The sequence below is a fragment of the Bradyrhizobium nivariense genome, assembly GCF_029846695.2.
GTDB lineage: Bacteria > Pseudomonadota > Alphaproteobacteria > Rhizobiales > Xanthobacteraceae > Bradyrhizobium.
On record NZ_JARWCR020000010.1, the window covers coordinates 97,887 to 120,703 of the forward strand.

Consider the following 22,817-nt stretch of genomic DNA (forward strand, 5'->3'; position numbering starts at 1 on the left):
CATCGGACAGCACCTGCACCAAATGTCGAGCGCTCGTGGCGCAGCCGAGAAGCGGAAAATCGTCTGGCGCAGCACACGTTCCATGCTGCCGCAACGGAGCCGAGAGGACATTACCCTTCTCCCCGGATACAAGGCAGGGCCATCGCCGTCAGGGGCAGAGCCGAATAGAGTTCGGCCGCGACAGCTCTCACCGTCGGCCGCCCGCCCGCCTCCAAGGTCAGCCCCGATCACCGGTTCCGACAGAGCTAGATTGGTTTGGCTGTTTCCCGCCGTATGACCCAGCATGAACGCGCCTGACCTGAAGGCCGCCGCGTTGCACCATTTTGTTGCTGACGAAGTGTCGATAGACAATCGAGCTTCGTCACAGGGGCAGTACAAGCCTGGGGGACCACGAGTCGCCGGACACCGGAAGTCAGCGAAGAGCCGGGAAGGCCAGCGGTCCCTCAAGCCAAGGAATGGATTTTTGTGCGCGGCGGACACTCAATTAGTCGTCGTGACGTTGAGTTTCAGCGTGCGCGGCAGCGATCTTCCGCCATCCATGACGATTGATTGTCCCGTCACCGTGGAAAACTCCGATGCACACAGAAGCGCCACCATACGGGCGATCTCCTGTTCCGTAACCAGTCGCGCCAGCGGCGTTTCCATGACGACGGTCGCCTTGTAGTGGGTCATCGCGTCGGTACGCTCGCTGGCGATCTGGCCGGGCACGATCGCATTGACGGTGACAGCGGGCGCAAATTCGAACGCGAGGCACTGCGTCAAATGGATCAAAGCGTCCTTGGCTAGGCCATAGACCGAATGCGACCTCGCATAGGCCGAGGTTGCGCTCACATTGATGATCCGGCCCCAGCCCATTCGCTCCATGCCAGTGATGGTGCTTTGAGCGAGCTGGTACGGTGTCCTTAGATTCACCGTCATGACCGTCTCCCACTCCGACAGGGGGAGCGACCGAAACGGTGTATCCGAATACGGACCTGCATTGTTGACCAGGATGCCTATGGCTCCCAATCGCTCCGTCACGCGGCATACAAGCGCTGCCGCCGCTTCTGGATCTCTGAGGTCAGCCGGAAAGACCGCCGCTTTTCCACCGATCGCGGCGATCCGGGCGACAATGCTTTCTCCCTCGCTCAAAGCACGCCGGCAATGCACCGCGACACGCGCCCCACGCCGGGCGAGCTCGAGTGCGATTGCAGCGCCGGCGCCTGACGAGGAGCCGGTGACAAGGGCGACCTTGCCGTTGAGATCACATTCGCACGCATTCATGGATCGATTCTCCTGGACCAGATGAACTTCAGCTTCGACTCGTCCAGATACTTGTTGTGTATCAGGTCGATGAGATCCTTGGCGGATGTGGCTAGCTCCGCCTCATAGGTTGCGCGATCGGTCACCTCGATGCGCTCGATGTAATCCCAGGGGCCGCCGTCGAACGGCACTGGCTCCGTGAGGCGATGAATCCGATAGCTGATGATCGTCTTCAGCTTTGCTGTAAACGGATAGTCGATTTCGCGCTCGAATCGTTCGTATTCGTCCGGATCGACGCCCGGTTTTAAGGCGGTCAGGATATAGACGACGGCCGTCATGATGTGCTCCTCATCATTATTGCTCAGGGAAAGTGCGAGCTTTCACATCCTCAAGGCCGAGCTTCAGCCAGGAGGTGCTTAATGGGTGGGTCAGCGGGTGACGATAAGGTCCTGGTGGCCGCCACGAACGAGCCCCTCATCTGGGTCATCCCGCTCGGGTCCGACGCCAAGCTGCACGCAACCCTCTGATATCAGCTACGCCGTGCTTCGATCGAGGCGGCGCAACGGGGATCGCTAAGAGACTGCCAGTCTCTTTTGCAAACGACTCGCTCGAGGCTTATGCCCTCCAATCGCTCGACCCCTTCGCGAAAGCCGCCTCGACCGCCGGCCAGACCTGCGTTCCGAAGCGCACAATGACATCTTCGTAACTGATACCAGGAGCCGGAACGGGAAAGATGTTGAAGCCCGTGAGGCCGGCGCGGCGAAGGTCAATGACGTGCTGGGTCACCTCTTCGACAGTCCCGCAGAGGGTGAGAGCGTCGACATGGCGGTCGGTGACGAGGGGAAAGAGTGCCGCGAACGGGGTGACGCCGGCAGCATAAGGGACTGGACCAATGGCTTCGACGACCTCTTTTGGCAATGTAAGTCCCTGGGTCTGGAGCGTGTAGAACCGCGAAGTGGCTTGCGCAATGATCCGCGTCACTGAAGGCCGCAATATATCCCGCGCCTGCTTACCGTCATTGGCGATGCAGCAATCGAGGCGCGCGACAAGCTTGACCTCGCCCGGAGAACGGCCGGCCTTCATGGCTCCCTCGGCGACGGTCGACGCGAAGGCCTTTGCTTCTTCAACAGATCCGCACCCTTCCATCATCACGCCATCGGCGACCGCGCCGCCCATTTTCTGGCCGAGCGGCCCATTGCTTGCGACGCGAACAGGGACGCGCGCGCGCGGCGGGATGAAATTCAGTCGGCCGCGCTGAAAACGAATGATCTCGCCCTGATAGTCGACCTCCTGCCCGGCCATCAGCTGACGGATCAGATCAACGGCTTCGCGAATGGCTAGCGGAGGCTTGCGCGATTGGATCCCGAGTTCGGCGAAGCCGGAGACGCCCGCGCCTATGCCGAGAATGGCGCGGCCTTCCGAAATTTCATCGAGGGTGCCCAAGGCCATGGCGGTCAACGCTGGGTGGCGCGCGAACGGATCGGTAACGCAGGGACCTAGATTGACGCGCGAGGTTTGCCCAGCCAGATAGGACAGACACGAGTAAGTTTCCCGGTAGAAGCGCTCATCCGCAAGCCAGACGGTTTCAAATCCGCTCTCTTCGGCAAGCCTGGTACGAGCGGCAAGGCGGGACACCGATTGGTCGCCGAGCATCAACAGTTCTATCGACATGAACGTCTCCGACAATTGCCTCCGGCCGCGCTCGAGCAGCTGATCCGGCCGAGAGGTGATGAAAAAAGGGGCTTGAGTTTTCGCGGCGCCGATCCCGCGGCCAGGTCCCTGACCAGCCGACGCATCCGACCTTGAGGACGACTGCGTGATGACGACGACGAGGGCGGCGGATGGGCTGGCCGATCGGCAGAGCGGCAAGAGCTGGACCTTGGGAGTGCCGGCATTGGCCGAGTGAGATGTGCTTCTTTCCAGTCTTGTTTGCGTCTGTCAGGCCAAATGGCAGAGGACTTGTAATGAGCTGGAGCGAATTCCCGTCTCGGGACTGGCTCGGCGCCGGCTTGGCCAGCTGACAGCGAGCGCGAAGGAGACAGCCGACGTGAACGGCGGTCGGACTTGGGATTTCGCCTTTTAAAACGAAGCGTTCGCGCCGGACGGCCGGATCAGGAACGGGTACCGATGGCAAAAGCGCGCGTGTGTAGGGATGCCTTGGGTCGACGAACAAGCTGGTTGCATCGGCTTCCTCGACGATGACGCCGAGATACATGACGGCGACAACGAGCGGGACACCAAACAGAAGAGCAAGAAACAAGCTCGCCAGCGTCAGCTCGAAGGTGGCCGGCAGACGCTGCATGAAGTCGACCAAAACGGCTCGGCCAGTTGAGGAGCTTTCGCCGAGATCGCTATGGGGAAGAGCACTCATGTACTGCTCGTATTGCGCATAGAGGGGCTGATCCAACCCCATCCTGTGCTGCATCTCCGCGACATATTCGGCCGTCGCTATCGCGCCGGCCTTCACAAGGGCGGGACTACCGGGCAACAGATAGACGAGGAGAAAGCCGATGACGCTGACGCCGAGCAGGGCCGGCGCCAGCAGAGCTACTCGACGAAGCACGAAAGCGAGGAACGACATGTCCTTCTCAGCGCGTCCAGGCTGCTTTTCAAGCCAGCTTCATCTTGTTGAAGCGCTCGAACGAATCCCAGTACTTCGTAACGCCCGCGAGCTCGGAACGCGTCACCCTCGCCCAATTGTCATACCAAAGCAGACCCCACGCCGCGTCATCCAGAAGAATTTTCTGCGCGTCCTTGACTGCGGCCATGCGCCTCGCTGGATCAGCCTCTCGGATATTCTCGTCGATAATCTTGTCGAGGGCAGGATTGGCGTAGCCCCCCTTGTTAGTCGCGCTGGCTTTGCTGTGGAAGTTCCAATAGAGGTGATAGAATGGGTCGTTGATCCAGGACTGCCACGATTCGATCGACAGCTCGTGCCCGCCGCTCGATGACAGCTGGCGGAAGGTGGCGTCGGGCTCCTTCTCGATGCTGACCTGGAATCCGATCTTCTCCAGTTCGCGCTGTATCCAAACCGCTGCTTGCTCATGCGGCGCATAGCCCACACGCACCGCGAGCTTGACCGGAATCGGCCCGGAGCCGAGCCCAGCTTCCGCCATCAGTGATTTTGCCTTGGCGACATCATATTTGTACGGCGAGAGCGAACCATCATAGCCGGGCGTTTGAGCTGCGACCGGGCTTTTCATTTGTTCGCCATACCCGTAGAGCACGTTCGGGATGATCGCGTGGATCGGCATCGTGTAGTTGATCGCCTGGCGAACCTTCACATTATCGAACGGTTTTTTCTTCAGATTCATGCAGAGGAAATTGCAATTGGTATCGGGCAGAGACACGACATTGAGGCCCGGCTCGCCCTCAAGGCTCTTGAGGTTCTTCGGCGACATCGAATTGGGTCCGATCACCATGTCGATGGCCTTGCGCTTGAGCAGGAGAATCCGGTCCGCTTCATTCGCCGTGGATTTGATAACGATGCGTCTGAAATAGGGTGGCGGCCCCCAATAGCCTGGGGTCGCTTCCAGGACCACCTCGACGCCCGGTTCGTTTCTGACAGCTTTGTAGGGTCCAAGCCCGGCCGTATAGCGCTTGAGCCATTGAGCGGCCCAAGGATCGTCGGCGGTCGCGTGCAGCTTGATCTCTTCGGGATCGAGAAGTGCGTTGTTGGACAAGGCCAGCACGTCGAGCAACATGGCACTTGGCGCCGGCAAGTTGATGGCAAAGGTGCTCTCGTCGCGAACCTCGAATTGATCTGCCTCTGTCACTCCGACCATGGTCGGAAAGATGAGCCGCATGTAGCCGGAGGATTGCAGCCCACGGTCAAAGAGATATTTCACCGCGTTCGCATTCACCGGGCGCCCGCTGGGAAACTTCAGGCCGCGACGGATCTTGACGACAAGGGTTTTGTTGTCGTTCTCATATGTCCAGCTTTCGCCGATGCCGCTTGTGAAAACACCGGGCTTGGAAATTGCAAGGTTAGGCGATCCGGCAACTGGCTCCGCATCCCAGCTCAGTACCGTATCGTAGACGTTTGCTTGAACGATATAGGCACCGTCGGACTTGAACTGTGCCGGATCGAAAGAATCGATATCCGTGCCCCAGGCGACCGTGAGCGTCGGAACGCCCTGTGCATTTGCAGACCCGGTGAAAAGGCCCGGCGTGAACATCGCACTTCCGCTCGCCGCCAGCTTGAGAAAGTTGCGGCGTGATTGATTTTCAAACATTCAAGTCCCCCTGCGTAGATTGTGGATTTGCGTGAAAAAGCTCGAATGACGTGGATAGTTGTCTCGTGTGCACGACTCTTTAGAAAGAGGCTCGAGCAAAGGAGCGGCCAGGAAGGTCGGCTCGCGTCCGTACAATCGACGATCGCGGAGATAAAAGGTGTGATCCAGAGGCGCAGCTCGGGACAAGGCATGAGCCGCTGCAGGATCTTCACGCCGAGGCGTTTCCGCTCTTGCCTTTGGGAGTGGCGGCCGAGCGTTTCTTTTCAGGTTTGTCGATAACGCGCGAGAGGCAGTTGGCCGCCTGCATGATGTCATCGGTCACAGCCGCGCGGGCGGCGGGGCCGTCGCGATGCATCAGCGCATCAAGAATGCGGCGATGCGCATCCATGGAGCGGCGCAGGTGCGCGGCGTCGGGCGCGACGAGCACGAAGCACGGGCCAATCAGAACCCAGAACTTCTCGACCGCACTAAGGATGATCGGAGCTTGAGCGATCTCATAGATCCGCCTATGAAAGGCGAAGTTCGCCGATAGATAAGCCGGCACATCGACCGCGTCGGCGGCTGCCTGGAGGCGATCATAGAGTTGGGCGATCTCGGTATCATCAACGCCTGTCATGCGGATTGCTGCGCGTTCGGCGAGGAGTCCCTCAAGCGCCACCCGTGCATCGCGCACATCGCGCAATTGCGCCCCTGATAGGTGAACCACACTCAGCCGCGCGGTGTCGCTGAACTCGAATGCGCCTTCGGCCTGCAGGCGGCGCAGCGCTTCGCGCACGGGCATCGGGCTCGAACCCAGTGCGTCGGCAAGACCGCGAATTGTCAGCCTCTGGCCCGGCGCGAAACTGCCGGCCATTACGCCATCACGCAAATGCCGGTAAACTTGATCCGACATAGAGTCCCGGGTAACGGACGGCAGTGGCGGCAGCGGTTTCTTATTCTTCACCTTCGCGGATCCTCCCGGTTTTGATTCCAGATATGTGATCACAAATTCACTTCAACGTCAAATTTTTGCTTGATGGGCCTATTCCCACCGTGGCGCGGCAAGACTTGGCGGGTCGTTCCGATCAAGGCGAGAGAGTTCGATAAAGCCGTGAGCGGCGATGCACCTGATGTCGCGGTCAGCAGCGCGGATGATGGATGGGCAGCGTATTTCGAAATCTGGCTCTGCTTAGAAAGACCTCCGGCGGGCATGCCGGAGGTCTCTTGGAGGCCAAAGTCGGTTCTAAAAGCCTTCCTTTTCTCCTTCCTGCTCGTTGTTGAAGCGGATCACCAATTACGCTGAGCTCGCAGGAGCAAGCTTAGCGTGCTCTGATCCTTCAGCTCGTAGGTAGCACCGGGCTTCGCGATACCCGTCTGCGCCGGTAAAACCACTGTGCTGCCGGCGGCGTATTTCTGGTCGAGCATGCTATAGGCCAGATCGGCAGAGAAGGTCAGGTTCTTGACCGGGGTCCAGCGCGTGATCACGCCGGCGACGGCATAGTTGAAGTCCGGGTTGCAGCCGGTCGCGCCACTCGAGAGCGCAACGCCCGCGACGAACGCACCGCAGATATAATTTTTCGCCGTGCCATTGTATCGAGCAGCAGCCCAGGCTCCATAGATGCCAGTGTTCCAGTAAGGATCCCAATTATGGGTATAGCCGCCACGGAAGCCGTAGGTTGTGGTCAGCTCCTGACCGGAGCCGGTCACGAACACCGAGTCAGCGAGACCCGCAAGGCCAACGCTCTGGTAGGCCCCCGCGAGGCCCGAGCCTCCGTACATCGCGTAGCTCGTGGGCACAAGATCCTGGAAATTGTAGCGGCTTGCGCCATAGGTATACACGGCCTGTACGTTGATCGTGTCACCCGGCCCGGTCGGGAGGTTCTTGATCGAGAGGGCCAATTGACCGGCCCAGCCCCACTTGTCGCCTGCATGACCGGTCGTTTCATCAGCGCCGTAATAGGCGGCGTGATTGTCATGCGCTGCGACTGAGGCCTGGAACAGGCCCCAAGCCTGATCGACGCGAAGCATGGCGACAAGGTCGGGAGAGCTTGCACCGGCAATGTCCTTGGCACCGTACGCACCTGTTGCAAGACCTGCCACTGTCGCGCCGCTGACGTTCCAGATGTTGGTCGTGTAGTACTGGACCTGATCCTGCGCGGAGAACGAAGCCGTGATACCCTGGCCGAAGTCAGCCGTGTACGTGAATTGATTCACACCGGTAACCGCACCACCGCCGCCCGGCAGACCGTCGAAGTTGTTCGAGGGGTAGTTGATCCAGGGCGTCGAGAACTGGGAGATGGTCTTGCCCATCGTGAACCCGGCGAACTGGATGAAGGCCAGATAGACACCAACCGAACCACTGGCGACGCCAGTTCCGCCGTAAATTGTCGAGCCGTTAGTCGCGCTCGTGCCGGCACCGGTATAGCCACCCGAGCCCCAATCGAACACGCCATCGAAGAAGGTGCGAAGCATGCCGTATTGGGTCGCGGTGCGGGTATCGATCGTTAGATCTTCACGAGCATTGGTGGAGTAGTAGTTGCGCAGACGATTGCCCGCTCCGGGCGCACCATTCACCGCGCCTTGCGTGTAGATCGAGTTGGTGTTCAACGCCGCATCAACGCGCAGGTAACCTCCGAGCTTGACGCAGGTGTCGGTGCCAGGAATGTAGTAGAACCCGACGCCATAGAGAGAGCAGACCTTCACGTATTCGACCGGCCTTGCCTTGGCCGGCAGGTCGGCGCCCTGTGCATGACTTACCATGGTGAGTACAGCGGCCGAACCGCAGAGCATTCGGTTAAACGTCTTCATAAGAGCCCTCCAACATTTTCTGCGGCGGCCCTTTGGGGGCGGTCACCGGAGAATGATCCCAAGTTCACAACTGTTGCTTCTCGTCTCGCGCGCCTCGACGTCTTCGCCACGCGCGAATGGATCGATCTGCTTGACGTGCGACCGAGGGTCGGCCTCCGTCACGGCCTGGACATTATATAAGTTACTTATATATGCAACTGATATAATCTACCGAAACTTTAAATCGAGAGAGAGTCGTGACATTCGAGCAACACCAACCGCATCCCCATGATTGCCGTGTCTTTCAAATCGGGTTAGGTAAGTTAGCGAACTAATGAAGAGGAGGTCTCGGATGACGCCCCGAGATACGACCCGGCAGCAGCCCTCGCCCAGTGCGAAAGGTCAAAGGACAAGCAAACAGACCGCTTCGTCGGACCGAATCATAGGAGAAGTCGGTTGGGACGTCGCGGCCATCAATGTACATCTGGAGGACATCCGGCGTACCTGGGCAAAGGCGCTTGGCGTCAGCGGCCCTCAATGGCTGATCCTGATGGCGATTGCCGATCTGGATCAGGGAGCGGGCGTGTCCGTCGGGGATGTGTCTGCGAAGATCAACGTCCGCTCACCGTTCGTGACAGCAGAGACCAAGATGCTGGAGAAAGGGGGCTTCGTATCTCGCACCGCCTCTCCGGCGGATGGCCGGGTCGTTTTAATGTCGCTGACCGAAAAGGCACGTAAGGCGATTACAAGCCTTGCAGCCAAGCGCAGAAAGCTGGATGAGGCGATCTTTGCAGATCTCGGCCACGAAAGACTGGAAGATTTCAGAGAAGTGCTTTCGACCATCAAGCGCAGGATGGAGAAAGCGGCCCTTCAGCTCGAGCTGGATGCAAGCAAGCCTGACGTGTGAGCAACTGAGCACTGGTGCAACGCCCTTTGGTTGGAGCGCGAGAGCGATTGATTCCAATCGTATTCGCGCTCTAGGCCCTCGATGCAGTGCGAGTGTCGTCGACTGCGATCTGCCGAGGGTTCTTCACGCAGCTTTTTCGCGCTGGAATGGTAAGCGTCTTTTCCTTTCGTTCCACGCGCAGCTTGTCTGTTAGCCAATCGAAGATAAACTGCCGACCAATGCTCGGATTGTCGAGTTGCCGGTGCGATGACCCGGTCTCCTCGTCCTTGAAAATCTTCAGGTCCATCGGCACGCCGGCTGCGCGACAGTGCTCGTGCAAGGCAGTGATATCCTCCTCCTTGGCGTAGTCATGCTCACCCATGACGACCAAGCACGGACACTTGATTTGGCGCGCAAGCTTGTAGGGCGGCGACAATCTTGTGCCTGAACCGAACAAGCTGGCGGCGACATACCTCTGCTCGAGATCATCCCAAAATCCTCCGTCGCAAACGGCGGCCGCCAACGTCGTTTCGGTTGCTGCCACGCGCGTGGCAAGAGCTCCTCCAAGACCATCGCCAATCAAGGCGATTCGCCTCCCATCAACGTCATCGCGGCTCAGCAGATAGTCCAGCCAGTAGCGTAGGACCATACTTTGATGATGGACATGTCGATCCTGAAAGCACTCGATCTCTTGCGGCAGGTCGACGACGAGCAACGACACGCCGCTCGCAATGGCGTGAGACTGAAATCTCACCAAGAGGTCTTCCTTGGTATCTCTTTCATGTCCAATGGCCACGATCACCGGAGACTTGCGAGGCACGGCGGATGAACGAATGAGATAGCCTTGGAGCAGATTGCTCCCGACGCAGATCTCCAGCACTTCTCCACGTGGAGACAGCAGTTCCAGGAAGGCAGCGGCACATGATTGGGCAATGCGAGACAGTTCGAGAATTCTCGGATCGCTCGAAACCAGAAAGGTGGATGCCGTGCGATAATAGTTCAAGGCGCGCAGCCATTCGTTCCTTGCCGTCGCGGAGTGGCCATCTGCGCTCGAGAGGCGCGCGCGCCTTGCGATACAATCGGCTAAGGCCCGCCACTCACTAATCCAGCTCTCGTCGTCGCCGACAACGATCTTGCCCGCAACCATGAGGCACTCGGACACGAAGCTTGCCCCCTCTTGGGCATCGCCCAGCAGGCGTCTCAGCTGGGTGCTCTCCACCTCATAATCCGGCCAGTGGGTCCAGCCGCCCGCGTCATATCTGGGCGAGCAGTGGACACTTTTCGCCTGCCTATGCATCAACCTGCCCCTCCCTGTTAAGCCGCACCGAACGCCTCTGTTCTTGGCGGTCGATCACCCTTTTTCGTCCGGGCGCTGAATCGACACGTGACGATGTGTCATATGGTGCAGCGCGCGCTTACGATGTCATTTTCGCTCGTGATCCGACCGGAAAACACGACCATGAGACCGCTTGGCCAGATCGAACCGCCGTTGGGCCGCCCTGTGCGACGTGAGACCATTGCGTGTTCGACATGCTCGGCTGACCGTAAGTGACGGCATCGTACGTGGGCACGGGTAGTCGACCAGACACGATCAAGCAGCGATGACGCTTCACAGAACTCTCCCGTTATCGTCGTCGCCGTTCATCGGTCACTCACTTGTCTTCTGAGCTGGAACCGTCCTTATTCGCGTTGGACTTGCCGCGCAGATCGCACGATTAAAAGCCGACATCGCTGGTGCCTTTCAGCTTCAGCATGGCGCGAGCCTCCTCCGGCGTCGCCACCTCCAGGCCTATTCCTTTCAGGATCGAGCGGGCCAGCCCCACTTGCTCGGCGCTGGAGGCGGCGAGCTTGCCGGGCCCTGCCCAAAGACTGTCCTCGAGTCCCACGCGGATATTGCCGCCCATCGCGGCGGCCATGGCGCCTATGCGCATCTGCGCGGCGCCGGCGCCAAGCACCGACCAGACATAATCGTTGCCGAACAGCCGCTCGGCCGTGCGGCGCATGGTGGCGATATCCTCGTAATGCGCGCCGATCCCGCCGAGCAGGCCGAACACGGACTGGATGAAGAACGGCGGCCGGACGAGGCCGCGGTCGACAAAATACTTGAGATTATAGAGATGGCCCACATCGTAGCACTCGAATTCAAATCGCGTGCCTCCCGGCGCGCAGAGGGCGAGGACCTGCTCGATCTCGGCGAAGGTGTTGCGGAAAACGAGGTTGCGTGAAGACTCCAGGTGCTCGCGTTCCCACTGATGGGTGAACTCGTGATAGCGCTCGAGCATCGGGAACAGGCCGAAATTGAAGGACCCCATGTTGAGTGAGGCGAGCTCAGGCCGGAAATGCCGGGCGGGCTCTACGCGTTCGGCAACGGTCATGAATGGGCTGCCACCGGTCGTAATGTTAATCACGGCCTGCGACCTGCGGCTCAAATCCGGCAGAATCTTCGCAAATCCCTCGACCGATTGGTCCGGCTGACCAGTCTTGGGGTTGCGTGCGTGCACATGCAGGATCGCAGCTCCCGCTTCTGCAGCTCGCACTCCCTCTTCGATGATCTCCTCGGCTGTGACCGGAAGGTGCTCGGACATTGAAGGCGTGTGGATCGCGCCGGTCAGCGCGCAGGTGAGAATGACTTTGCCGGTCTTGGCCATGTAAAAACCTCCAGAGCAAATCGGTAATCGTAAGGGGCGGCCGCGGTCTTTTCGGCTTTGAAGGTCTATCGCCCGCAAGTGGCGGGACAGCCGCCAGGATCAGGAGTGCCACCGCGCTTTTCGGACCGTGGAGCTCTCTCGCCTGCGCCTTGATGATGAAGCAGCTTTTGGCAGATCAGCTCCCGAACCGCGGCTCCGGGATTCCACTGACGCCAAGCCCCTTGATGGCAAATAGGGCCCCGCGCTGCTGCCCATCATCGGGAAATCGCGGCAAGGGCGGCTTCGCCATGGAAGTTACGTACAGAATGTCGAGGTTAGGACCACCGAACATCACGCTGGTCACCTTGCGCACTGGCATCTCGATAATGCGCTCAACGCTGCCGTCGGGCGCGTAGCGCACGAGCTTTCCGTCGTAGACGAGCGCCTGCCAAAGGAACCCCTCTGCATCAACGGTAGCGCCGTCCGCAGCACCGCCATTTGAGCGATCCACTGGCGCGAAACGGCGCCGCTTCGTGGCAGCACCGGTCTCGATGTCATAGTCGTAGGCCCAGATCTCTCCCGTCCAGGTGTCGGCGAAATAGAAGGTCCGGTCGTCCGGGCTCCAGCACGGGCCATTGGAGACGATGATCTTCTCGTCCAGGATGTGCAGCGAGAGATCGGGATCGAGCCGGTAGAGGCGGCCGGAGGCTTCGTCCTCCAGCATATCCATGGAGCCGAATAGGAAACGCCCGCGGCGATCGACCTTGCCGTCGTTCAACCGATTGCGCGGAAGATGTGTCTCGGGTGCCGCGATCAGCTTCAGCTCGCCGCTCTGCAGATCGAGATCATGCACGCCCGATTGCAGCGCGACGAGCGCATGCGTACCCTCGCGACGCAGCGCCATCGAGCCGATCTTCGCCCCGACATCCCAGGCGCGAAGCTCGCGTCCATCTTCTGTCGCGCGAAAAACGCGGCCATCGATGCTGTCTATCCAGTACAGACGCTGCTGCTCCGCGTCCCAAAGCGGGCCCTCGCCAAGCGTCGTCTTCAGATCCGCCACGATCTCGATCTTCAAGTCATCCCCCGTTCTTACGGTTCACAGATATTCCACGTTCCCGTCAATGCTGATCGCCTGCCCGGTCACATTGCGTCCACCTGGCGAGCAGAGAAATAAGGCCATCGCCGCAACGTCCTCGGCCGTCACCATGCGACGCAGCGAGATCTTCTCGAGGTATTCCTGGCGCATTGCCTCATAGCTGGTATGGAGCTGCTCGGCGCGCGCGCGGATCACGCCTTCCATGCGGGGGCCCTCGACGATGCCGGGCAAAAGCGCGTTGACGCGGATGTCGTCGGGACCGAGTTCGGCGGCAAGCGATTTGACGAGCCCGACAATGGCCCATTTCGTTGCGGCGTACGGGGTACGCCAGGCGTAGCCGAGCCGGCCGGCAACGGAGGCCATGCAGAGAATTTGCCCATAGCGCGATTGGCGAAGCATCGGGACCGCATGATGGGCGAAGCGGTACTGCGCGTTGAGATTGATATCGATCGTTTGCTGCCAGTCGAACTCTGCAATGGTATCGATTCCGCCGGTCGGTCCGGCAATGCCCGCATTGTTGATGAGCACGTCGAGCCCACGCCAACGCGCAGCCTGTGCAAGAAAGACGGCGGCGACGGCCTCGCGATCCGACACGTCGGCCTTTGTGGCAAGCACCTTTGGATTCCGATCGCGGAAGGCTGCAAGCGCATCGTCGTTGATGTCGCAGATATGCACATGCGCACCGGCCTCAATGAAAGCATCGGCAAGCGCGGCGCCAATGCCGGACGCGCCTGCCGAGATCAGGACGCGCAGCTCGGGATGTGGCACAAGACGCTGCAGCACGCTCATGCCGGTATACGTCCCCGCCTGCGTCTCGGAACGGCCACGGAGCGCTCCCTGCCCGCTTTGTCGAGAATGCGAGACAGACAATTGGCGGCCTGCATGATGTCGTCGGTCACGGCGGCGCGGGCGGCGGGCGCATCGCGGTCCAAGAGAGCATCGAGGATCTGGCGGTGTGCGTCCATGGAACGCTGCAGGTGGACGGCATCGGGTGCAACGAGCACGAAGCATGGACCAATGAGCAGCCAAAAATTCTCGACGGCACCGAGAATCATCGAGGCGTGCGCGACCTGGTAGATCCGCCGGTGAAAGGCGAAGTTGGTCCATAGATAAGCGGGCCCGTCGACTGCATCAGCGGCTGCCTGAAGCCGACGGTAGAGTTGCGTCACCTCGGCATCATCGACGCGCGTCATACGCGAGGCTGCGCGCTCGGCCAGCAGCCCCTCGAGCGCCACGCGCGCATCGCGCACATCCCGCAGCTGCGCCTCGGACAGCTGCCCAACGCTCAGCCGCGCCGAACCGCTGAATTCGAAGGCTCCGTCGGCCTGCAGCCGGCGAAGCGCCTCGCGTACCGGCGTCGGGCTTGAGCCCAGCGCCTCGGCCAGGCCGCGGATCATCAGCCGCTGACCCGGCGCAAAGCGACCGGCCATCAGGCCGTCTCTCAAATGGCGGTAAACCTGATCCGCCATCGAGCCCCGGGCGATGGGCAATGGCAGCAAGGCAACGGGATTGCTCGTCTCCAAAGTTCCCTCCCTATATGAGATATGTGATCACAATGTGGAAATGCCGTCAAGGGGCCGGTGCGAGGGGCAAAGTCTGTGTGGTCATCGAGATTCCGAATCGCGCGGTGTGGCAGTGGCGTTGTGTTGTCGACCGGCTCGGATTGAGCGTGGTGCGTGCTGGCCGCCGGGACCCTTCGGCAGCAAAGTGCCGCAAACAGACGGCAAGAACGTTGGGCTCTTCACGCACCGAGGAATTCGTGCGATGACAGCTGAAGGATGCCGACTGCGTGCAGGCCGTCCACGAGGGTCCGGTACTGCGGTCGCGCCGCGACGATGGCGGCAACGAGTCTCTTCCCTGGGGCAATCTCGCCGGCACGGATCAGCAGCACGCCCTTCCAGAAGGTTGGCTCGGGGTCAGCGCCGATCAAACCTTGAGCATCCGTGAGCATGCGTACTGCCTCTGCAAGCCGCGGACCTGTCGCTGCCGCTTCGCGCGAGAGCAGCCCGCGTGTGAAGACAGACGCACCGAAAATCGTGTGTGCGTGAGAGAGCTTGGCGAGCCTGCGCAATTCGGCGAGCGGGTCAGGATGGTCGTCAACTCGCACGTCGATGAGGCGGTTAGCCCAAGGCGCGGAACCGGCGTCTGCGGAGACCACGAGAAGTGCAGCCGACATCCGGCCACGGGCGTCACCCCCCGCGGCCTCACCTGCGTCCATCGCCGCGAGCATACGATCGACGAGCGGACCGGCAGCATTCTCGTACGCTGCCAGCATGGCTGGAACGACGCCGTCGCTGGCGAGCATATTTCCCAACACCACAACGTTATTGGCCTCGAGCTGAGCGCGGCAGGGAACACAGCGTTCGCCAGTGAACATGGCTTTGCCGCCGGCGGCATCGAGGAAGGCGACCTGACGCAGTTCTCGCTCTACGTCCTTTGCGAGCAGATTCGCGAGCGCCGTCGCCGCCGATGCGCCGGAGGCCATGAGATCCAGCCCATTCGGCCCGTAAGCTGGATCAACGAAGGACTGGGTCGCAACAGCACCAACGCCGGCTCGCGCAAACGTCACAACGCGCCCGAGGGCAAAATAATGCGACTGGCTGGCCACACCCAATTCGCCGGTGATCGGGTCTCTGGCGACAATCGAGTATGTCATCTTCAGAACTCCACGCGCTTGAGGTGCGCCTTGATCGCAGCGATCAAAGCAGGCGGATCCTCCAGCATCGGCAGATGACCGATGCCTGGCAGGACAACGTGCGGAGCGTGCAGCGAGGCTGCCATTTCTGCGCCGGCCGCGGGAGTGCAGGTAAGGTCGAACTCGCCGGTCAGAACCGTCACGGGACAGCTGACGCTAGCCACCTGTGCGCGGATATCGGCCGCGCAGGCCGCTCGCCACACGCGACGGATGTCGTCCTTTCCGTTCGGATTGCGCAGTGCCATGGTCTTGGCCACCACCTCGGCGGAGACGTTTGGACCCAGCGCATATTTCGGCAGGATGAGCTCAAACATCTCGGTGACGGTGTGATGTTCGAGGGTGGATAGCACGGCCGCATTGTCAGGATCTCGCGAGTAAAGCTGACTGCCTACCGCAACAACTGAGATGACCCGTTTGGGTTCGGCGGCTGCAAGATAGAGCGAAATCGCTCCACCGAGTGAACCGCCGATGGTGTGGAAGCGGTCGACGCCCGCCCGGTCGACGGCGTCGATACAGTCCTGCGCCCAACGCGCAAGGTCGTACTGTTCGGCCGGCGGCGAGTCACCGAATCCACGCAGGTCAGGGACGATCGTGAACCGGTCGGCAAACGCCGGTACCACCTCGGCCCACGCCGCGCCCTGAAGATTGATGGGATGCACGAACAGGATTGGCGGCCTGCTCGCATCGGTCTCGCCGTGGTAAGAGACGGCAATCGTTCCGACTGGTCGCTTGATCGTGAGCCGCCTCATGAATCCTCCTCGGGCACGGTGTCCTGAACGGCCGAAAGGACGCTCAATTTTTGGAATCGCTCTTCGATTGCAGCCAGGCTCAAGCATCGGAAGTCCGTCCGCTTCCGGGCGGGCACGCCGGACAGCGACTTCAGCTGGAATTTCGGCTCTGTATGTTTTCGCAGCACCGGCGGGATCAGTCCGTCCCGCCGGAAGTAGGATGCCCTGCCAGCCCGACAGGGCGCTCGCTTTCGGGTTACGGCTTTTGATCGTCCGTGACAGAGAAGCTCTTGCCGAAACTGGGCGGCAGATAACCCACACCGCGGCTGGCATAGCTATCGCCGAACGGCTGCCGAATCTTGTCCTGCGGGGCCATCTCCGAGCAGTGGAAGTGCCAGATCTTCCACTCCGGCTTTCCCTCCCCGTCATTGCGCACGTAGATCTCGGTGCTGCGCAGGTACTGGTCCGGTTTCTCGGCGGTCTCGAAGTTGCCTTCGCAAAGCAGGTAAGCCATGTCGCCACGGACATCCTGACGCCAGATGTGCATGACCGCGGGCTTGGATCGTGGCGTGTCCTTGAACCAGTCCCAGAAGGCGGTCAGCTCTTCCCGCCCGAAGTACGGATCACCGCTGAGGTTGAAATTCAAGAACGCCGCGCCACTCGGAAAGCAAGTTCGCATCAAGGGGATATCCCACTTGTAATTGGCGGCCCACCAGTCGCGGTGCACTTTCAAAATGGCTTCTCGGTCTTCATCTACGGTCGGCATGAATGCTCCTGGGTGGTGTGGTCGTGAAATTGGTCGCCGGGGATCCCCCTCAGATCGGCGACCTCATCGGCCTCTGGTCTAAAAACCAGGGCAGATTCTCGTGCTTGCTGGATCCGCTCCCGCGGCCTTGGCCACCGGCAGGGTGTCTGGACAGCAGTTCTGAGCGGTTCGGCTGAGTGCGCACGCCGAAAAACGCGAAATCGCGCGAGCTAAAGCGGGACGATGCTCCTGCTCCTCGTGATCGACTGAGATCGATCGCGCCAACGGTGCACTGCGACGACGCGCAAGGCAGAGCCACCAACTCAAAGCCAGCGGAATAGTTGATCCAATGAGCCTTGCGGCACAGGGCGCCGCCCGCCCGGATCAAGCTTGAGTGGAGTGCCACGCCCAAAGACAGCGCGAAGTGCTGGCCGATCGACCCTTGTTGGGCGATCAAGGCCCAGCCGAAAGCGTGCACTGGCGCGATGATGCGGCTCACTCCGGGCTTCCTCCTATATCTACGATATGTGATCACAAATCACAATCTTTGTCAAGCCTCCGCGGCGGCGCATTGGCATCGCTTGAAGTTCGCTCGGGACGTCCGCGCTCCCGCTAGGTCATCTCAAGAGCAGGGGGCCCTGCAACGCCTCCCCCACCGCCGTCGTCGTCCAGTCCAGTAACAATCGGTTTGAGCTCTGGCGGGTCCAGCGAGGCGAGATAACGATCATCAGCAACATCGCCATACAGTGTCGTACGTTGGCGCGGCAGGCGCGCCATCGCACGGATGAGCTCTTCCATTTGCTTTGGAGCCATCTCGTGGCCGTGCTGGGCACCGGCTGAACGCGAGATCGTCTCGTCCATGAGCGTGCCGCCGAGATCATTCACGCCAGCCTCAAGGCAGGCGCGAATGCCTTTTTCGCCGAGCTTCACCCAAGACGTCTGGATGTTGGAGATCTTCGTGTGGAAGACAAGCCGTCCGATCGCATGCATGAGAACGACTTCGCGGAAGGTCGGCCCCTTGCGCGATCGCCCTTTCAAGTAGATCGGGGCTTCCATGTGGACGAACGGCAATGGGACAAATTCAGTGAAGCCACCGGTCTCGGCCTGAACATCCCGGATGCGCAACAGATGTCTTGCCCAATGCTCGTAACGGTCAACATGGCCGAACATGATCGTCGCGGTGCTGCGCAATCCCACTCTATGCGCCGCTGCCATGATCTGCAGCCATTGCGCGGTGTTGATCTTGTCGGGACACAGAATCGCGCGGACCTCGTCGTCCAGGATTTCTGCAGCCGTCCCAGGCAATGTGCCAAGACCGGCGTTCTTCAACTCGCGCAGAAATTCATCGACCGAACTCCCGAGCGTCTTGGCGCCTTGGAACACCTCGAGCGGCGAGAAGGCATGGATATGCATGTCCGGCGTGACCTGCTTTACGGACCGGCAAATCTCAAGATACTTCGCGCCGGTGTAGGCGGGATGGATGCCCCCCTGCATGCAGACCTCGGTGGCGCCGCGCTCCCAGGCTTCGCGGGCGCGCCGCCCGATCTCATCCATCGAAATATCATACGGCCGCCCGCGCAAGTTCTCGGCGAGTTTCCCCTTCGAGAACGCGCAGAACTGGCACCTGAAGTAGCAGATATTGGTGTAGTTGATGTTGCGGTTGACGACATAGCTAACGGCATCGCCATTGATGGACCGGCGCAGCTCATCAGCAGCGCGGCACACGGCCGTGAAATCGCGCTCCTCGGCCTCGAACAGTGACACGATCTCTGCTTCTTCGAGTCGTGTCCCAGATTGAGCCTTCGCGATAATTCTTCGAAACCTGCCGGTTAAGACGGCGGGCAAGTTGGTTTCTTCACACAGCATCGCCAGCTCGCCGGCAGGCGGATCGCACCTGGTTCCAGGGCACCATTCGTCCCGACGCGGCCAGCCATTTCCGTCGACGAGGCCGAGCAGGCTCTTCTGCAGCGATGTGTCAGTCCAGCGTGCATATTGACGCGCATAGGCCGGATAGACTGCGAGGCGTTCAACGAGCGTCTTGCTGCATTTAGCGGTGGACTCGGAAAGACGTGCGAGATGCGGCCAAGGCGCCTCGGGATTGACATGGTCCGGTGTCACCGGGGACACGCCGCCCCAATCATTGATGCCAGCGGCCAAGATCATGTCCAGTACGCCCGGGCTGAGATTGGGCGGCGCCTGGATGTTCATATCAGACCGGAACAGCAATCGCGTGAGCGCAATGGTCCACAGATGGTCTTCCATTGTTGGCGCCGGCGCGTGCCTCATGCGGGTATCCGGCTTCGGCTTGAAGTTCTGGATAATGAGTTCCTGAATATGCCCGTAGCGTCCGTCCAGATTGCGCAATGCAAGCAGCGAGGAGATGCGTTCAAGCGGCGTCTCGCCGATACCGACCAGCAATCCGGTCGTGAAGGGCACAGAGAGCTGGCCAGCGAGTTCAATCATCCGTAGCCGCTTTGCAGGGTCCTTGTCAGGTGAACCGAAATGCGGGCCCCCGGGCCCGCACAGCCTTGCGGAGGCGCTCTCGAGCATGATCCCTTGCGAGATGGAGACTTTGCGCAAGGCCCCGATATCATCGGCCTCCATCAGGCCTGGATTGAGATGCGGCAACAGGCCAGTCTCGCAGAAAACCAAGCGCGCGGCTTCCTTGAGGTAAGCGAGGGTCGATGCAAAGCCCATCTCGTGCAGTTCACGCTCGGCCTGGCGGTAGCGCAGCTCAGGCTTGTCACCGAGCGTAAACAGCGCCTCCTTGCAGCCGGCCTCGCGACCGGCACGCGCGATCGCCAGCACCTCATCTATCGTGAGGTAGGCGCGCTGCCCTTTTTGGGGAGGATGGGCGAATGTGCAGTAGTGGCAGACATCCCGGCATAACTGCGTAAGCGGAATGAAGACCTTGCGCGAGTAGGAGATCTTTCTGCCGTGGGCCTCATCCCGCTTTGATGCCGCCATCCGCATGAGATCGTGAAGGGACACGTCGCTGACGAGAGACAGGGCCTCGGAAGCGGAAATGTCACTTCGTCTCAGCGATTCCAGGAACATCCGATCCACCATTCTCAGGCTCCTCACGCTCCGCGCAGTCCGGCGGAGCTCTCCCCATTTTGGACAACCAGTTTCGAGCACACTTCGTGCGCCGCATCGACGCTTGTGCGCCCGCTGTGGCCGGCGCTTTCCCCGAGCAGCCTTTGCGCCAGATCGATCGAACGCAAATAGCGATCGGTGGCTGTGGTCGTGTTCAGGTCAAGAAAATCAAAGAGATCGGCGGGAGCATCGAGATCAAGCCCAATCCTTGCATTGCGGCACAAGATGGGCTCGATGCCGAGGCGATCGGCTGCGGCGATGTGGCGGGCAAAGCTGTCGGGGCCGAAACACGGCTGTAATGGTCGCGCCAAGGTGAACGCAACCGCGTTGGTGCCGCCATCGCGCGGCGCCGGCACGATCACCACGGCGTCGCCTTGTGCGGCTTGAAGAAGCGTTGAAACGTCCTCACTCAAGATTGCCGGAACATCGCTCGGCAGAACGAGGATGAGTTCGCCTCCACGACTTTCGATGGCGGCGAGCCCGGCTGCCACTGCAGCATTGGTTCCGTCCGCACCGGCGTCATCAATCACGAGAGCCCCCAGACGAGTCGCCTCTTGAGCGACATCCTCAGCACTGGTGACCACAGCGACATGGTTCAGTTTCATCACGCCGCATGCCGCGCTCAGAACGTCGGCCAGCATCGATCGGGCCAACAGGGCGCGCTCGGATGGCGTCAGCAATGGCGAGAGCCGCTGCTTCGCGCACGAGAACGATTTTGCCGGAATGATCAGCCATGCATTACGTCTTGTCATGATGCGCCTCGTTTCGAAGGGGGCCTGATCCGCCGTTTGTGCGTTGCGCGAAGGCTCTCGCCGAAGGCAAGCGCATGCTCGGCGAGCGTGATCTTCGACTGCAAGTCTGTCATGATCGTAGGTGCCGGGTGTACATCAACCGCAAGATCGCCCGCCCCTGCGACATCGGCGATGTCTATGACGAGACCATCGAGCAGCCCTGCATAATGTCTGGAAATCTCCGCATTTGACGGCTCGAGGCCAAGTTCGTCCATGATCTTGCGCGTCGGCCCTTTGATTGCCTGACCGCCGATAATTGGGGAAATGGCCACAACGGGAACGCTGGTCGCACGCAGCTTTTCGACCATCCCAGGAACAGCCAGGATCGGATCGACGCTGAGATAGGGATTGGAAGGGCATATGATGATAAGATGGAGATCCTCGGCGTCGAGTGACGCAAGCACCTGCTCGCTCAGGCAAGCGTTTTGCGCTCCGCTGAACCGGATCTGCTTGACAACCGGTTCGCAGCGACGTCCGACAAAATAGCGCTGGAATTCGAGTTCGCCCTCCGTGCTGTCGATAATGGTGGAAAGCTTGTCGTTGGTGACGGGCAGCACGGCTGAACGAATACCGAGCCGGCGCGCAATATCGATGGCAATGGCTGTGAGACTTTCACCGCTTAAGCGACGGCGGGTCCGCTCCACATGCATCGCCATGTCGCGATCGCCGAGCAAGAACCAGGTCTCGCCGCCGATTTCCTTCAAAGCCTCCATGAAGTTCCAGGTCTCATCGGATCGGCCCCAACCGCGCTGCGGGTCGCTGAGACCTGCGAGCGTATAAAGGACTGTGTCCAGGTCAGGCGAGATATGGAGTCCGAGATGCTCGAAATCGTCGGCCACGTTGACGACCACGGTCAGTCTCTCTCCGAGCATGTGCTGCAATCCAGTAGCAAGCTTTGCCCCTCCGACGCCCCCGCAGAGTGCCAGTACGCGACCTTCCGTAGGCACAAACTTTGACCGCCCGTTCATCTGAACATGTCCCGTTCTTTCGCACGCAGGAGCGCGGACGCCGAATTGATTGGGGCCCGAGAGGAGAATCCACGGACATGGATGACAGGTTGGCCTTCGGCCGCCTGTCCCATCACGAGCGAGGCGGCGGCTGCCAGCTCATCCGCGACGGCGATCTCCGTCACCTGCATGGGCCGCCCGAACAGATCGGGCTCGCCGATCATGCTCTGAAGGGCAGGAAGACCAGCACTTCCGAGCGCCACGCCAACGACGCCGTTGCGCCAGGGGCGCCCAAAGCTGTCGTTTATGATGACGCCGGCATCGACACCGAACCGCCGATCGAGGCCGGCCTTCAGGCGCTGGCAGCTCTCATCCGGATCTTCCGGCAGCAACAATACGCGATGACCGCGATCCTGCTCGATGTTGGATTCATCGATCCCGGCGTTCGCCATCACGAAGCCAAGGTGGTGGACAACGATGATCACGTTCTGCCTTGCGCGCAGGACCTCGGTGGATTCCGAGAGCACTACCTCAATGTGCCGGGGATCCTTGCCGACGGTCTTTGCAAGCTCGATCGCGCGGTCGGAAGGGTTCACATCGTCAAGATAGACGTACCTGTTTTCCGCCTTCGACACGATTTTTTGTGCGATGACGAAGATATCACCTGACGCGACGGCGATTTCCGCGCTCATCACGCCAGCCGCAATGACACCAACCAGATCGTCGCCCGGGCCCATTAAAGGAATTCCCGGAAGGGCGGTGTATGTGATGCTCCTCGTCATCGCGAGCTCTTCCTTCCTTCGGCGCCCATGTCCCGAATTTTTCTCGTGTTTCTAAAGCGTGGGCATCTCACCTCAAATGCGATCTCGAGGACCTGCCCCCTCAGCTTCAGATCTCGTCTGCTTCTCCTTGAGCATCGTCCGGCCGCCAAGGCTTGCGGACAAGTCTTTGAGGTTGGCATGG

At 60.5% G+C, this 22,817-nt stretch carries 21 protein-coding genes; 1 reads left to right on the forward strand and 20 read right to left on the reverse strand.

Annotation, left to right across the window (positions count from 1 at the left end; all coding sequences use genetic code 11):
- Positions 1-480: 480 nt before the first annotated feature.
- The 7 genes from QCM77_RS11095 to QCM77_RS11125 form a co-directional block, all read right to left on the reverse strand.
- A complete protein-coding gene (locus tag QCM77_RS11095) occupies positions 481-1,263 on the reverse strand; it encodes an SDR family NAD(P)-dependent oxidoreductase (protein ID WP_279683437.1) in 783 nt (260 codons plus the stop codon).
- Positions 1,260-1,580, reverse strand: a complete 321-nt coding sequence (locus tag QCM77_RS11100; protein ID WP_279683439.1) for a RedY/HapK family protein — start codon at positions 1,578-1,580, stop codon at positions 1,260-1,262. Before QCM77_RS11100 ends, QCM77_RS11095 begins: the two co-directional genes overlap by 4 nt.
- A 277-nt stretch (positions 1,581-1,857) precedes the next feature.
- A complete protein-coding gene (locus tag QCM77_RS11105) occupies positions 1,858-2,913 on the reverse strand; it encodes an LLM class flavin-dependent oxidoreductase (protein WP_279683441.1) in 1,056 nt (351 codons plus the stop codon).
- Positions 2,828-3,823 (reverse strand): oligopeptide/dipeptide ABC transporter ATP-binding protein, encoded by a 996-nt coding sequence (locus tag QCM77_RS11110; RefSeq protein ID WP_279683443.1) that lies wholly within the window; start codon positions 3,821-3,823, stop codon positions 2,828-2,830. Before QCM77_RS11110 ends, QCM77_RS11105 begins: the two co-directional genes overlap by 86 nt.
- Before the next feature lie 28 nt (positions 3,824-3,851).
- Complete coding sequence (locus tag QCM77_RS11115; RefSeq protein ID WP_279683445.1) at positions 3,852-5,477, reverse strand: ABC transporter substrate-binding protein; 1,626 nt, start codon at positions 5,475-5,477, stop codon at positions 3,852-3,854.
- A 208-nt stretch (positions 5,478-5,685) separates the two neighbouring features.
- On the reverse strand, positions 5,686-6,420 hold the full coding sequence (locus QCM77_RS11120; protein WP_279683447.1) for a GntR family transcriptional regulator: 735 nt from the start codon (positions 6,418-6,420) through the stop codon (positions 5,686-5,688).
- 323 nt (positions 6,421-6,743) lie between these two features.
- Positions 6,744-8,264, reverse strand: coding sequence for a porin (locus QCM77_RS11125; protein ID WP_279683448.1), 1,521 nt, complete (start codon positions 8,262-8,264; stop codon positions 6,744-6,746).
- Positions 8,265-8,595: 331 nt separating this feature from the next.
- Here QCM77_RS11125 and QCM77_RS11130 point away from each other — a divergent pair, with 331 nt between their 5' ends.
- Positions 8,596-9,150 carry a MarR family winged helix-turn-helix transcriptional regulator gene (locus tag QCM77_RS11130; RefSeq protein WP_279683449.1) on the forward strand — a complete coding sequence of 185 codons (555 nt, stop codon included), beginning with the start codon at positions 8,596-8,598 and terminating at the stop codon, positions 9,148-9,150.
- Between the two features lie 70 nt (positions 9,151-9,220).
- On the opposite strand, the gene QCM77_RS11135 is transcribed toward QCM77_RS11130, so the two are convergent.
- The 13 genes from QCM77_RS11135 to cofE all read right to left on the reverse strand — a co-directional run bounded on the left by QCM77_RS11135 (position 9,221) and on the right by cofE (position 22,636).
- Complete coding sequence (locus tag QCM77_RS11135; protein ID WP_279683451.1) at positions 9,221-10,276, reverse strand: alpha/beta hydrolase family protein; 1,056 nt, start codon at positions 10,274-10,276, stop codon at positions 9,221-9,223.
- Between the two features lie 568 nt (positions 10,277-10,844).
- Positions 10,845-11,777 carry a 3,5-dioxohexanoate:acetyl-CoA acetone transferase gene (kce, locus tag QCM77_RS11140; protein WP_279683453.1) on the reverse strand — a complete coding sequence of 311 codons (933 nt, stop codon included), beginning with the start codon at positions 11,775-11,777 and terminating at the stop codon, positions 10,845-10,847.
- Positions 11,778-11,952: 175 nt separating this feature from the next.
- Positions 11,953-12,831, reverse strand: a complete 879-nt coding sequence (locus tag QCM77_RS11145; RefSeq protein ID WP_279683455.1) for an SMP-30/gluconolactonase/LRE family protein — start codon at positions 12,829-12,831, stop codon at positions 11,953-11,955.
- 21 nt (positions 12,832-12,852) lie between these two features.
- Positions 12,853-13,641, reverse strand: coding sequence for an SDR family oxidoreductase (locus tag QCM77_RS11150; protein ID WP_279683457.1), 789 nt, complete (start codon positions 13,639-13,641; stop codon positions 12,853-12,855).
- On the reverse strand, positions 13,638-14,375 hold the full coding sequence (locus QCM77_RS11155) for a GntR family transcriptional regulator (protein ID WP_279683459.1): 738 nt from the start codon (positions 14,373-14,375) through the stop codon (positions 13,638-13,640). Before QCM77_RS11155 ends, QCM77_RS11150 begins: the two co-directional genes overlap by 4 nt.
- 218 nt (positions 14,376-14,593) lie before the next feature.
- Positions 14,594-15,508, reverse strand: coding sequence for a DUF1028 domain-containing protein (locus tag QCM77_RS11160; protein WP_279683461.1), 915 nt, complete (start codon positions 15,506-15,508; stop codon positions 14,594-14,596).
- A gap of 2 nt (positions 15,509-15,510) precedes the next feature.
- Positions 15,511-16,296 carry an alpha/beta fold hydrolase gene (locus tag QCM77_RS11165; RefSeq protein ID WP_279683462.1) on the reverse strand — a complete coding sequence of 262 codons (786 nt, stop codon included), beginning with the start codon at positions 16,294-16,296 and terminating at the stop codon, positions 15,511-15,513.
- A gap of 235 nt (positions 16,297-16,531) precedes the next feature.
- Positions 16,532-17,041: a YybH family protein gene (locus QCM77_RS11170; protein ID WP_279683465.1), complete on the reverse strand. Its 510-nt coding sequence runs from the start codon at positions 17,039-17,041 to the stop codon at positions 16,532-16,534.
- Between the two features lie 49 nt (positions 17,042-17,090).
- Positions 17,091-17,519, reverse strand: a complete 429-nt coding sequence (locus QCM77_RS11175; RefSeq protein ID WP_279683468.1) for a hypothetical protein — start codon at positions 17,517-17,519, stop codon at positions 17,091-17,093.
- A 113-nt stretch (positions 17,520-17,632) separates the two neighbouring features.
- Positions 17,633-20,089 carry a 5-amino-6-(D-ribitylamino)uracil--L-tyrosine 4-hydroxyphenyl transferase CofH gene (cofH, locus tag QCM77_RS11180; RefSeq protein ID WP_279683470.1) on the reverse strand — a complete coding sequence of 819 codons (2,457 nt, stop codon included), beginning with the start codon at positions 20,087-20,089 and terminating at the stop codon, positions 17,633-17,635.
- Positions 20,090-20,100: 11 nt separating this feature from the next.
- Positions 20,101-20,868, reverse strand: a complete 768-nt coding sequence (gene cofC, locus QCM77_RS11185) for a 2-phospho-L-lactate guanylyltransferase (protein ID WP_279683472.1) — start codon at positions 20,866-20,868, stop codon at positions 20,101-20,103.
- Entirely contained in the window at positions 20,865-21,875 is a 1,011-nt protein-coding gene (gene cofD / locus QCM77_RS11190) for a 2-phospho-L-lactate transferase (protein ID WP_279683474.1), read from the reverse strand. The genes cofC and cofD overlap by 4 nt, the downstream gene beginning before the upstream one ends.
- A complete protein-coding gene (gene cofE, locus QCM77_RS11195) occupies positions 21,872-22,636 on the reverse strand; it encodes a coenzyme F420-0:L-glutamate ligase (protein ID WP_279683476.1) in 765 nt (254 codons plus the stop codon). The genes cofD and cofE overlap by 4 nt, the downstream gene beginning before the upstream one ends.
- Positions 22,637-22,817: the final 181 nt, after the last annotated feature.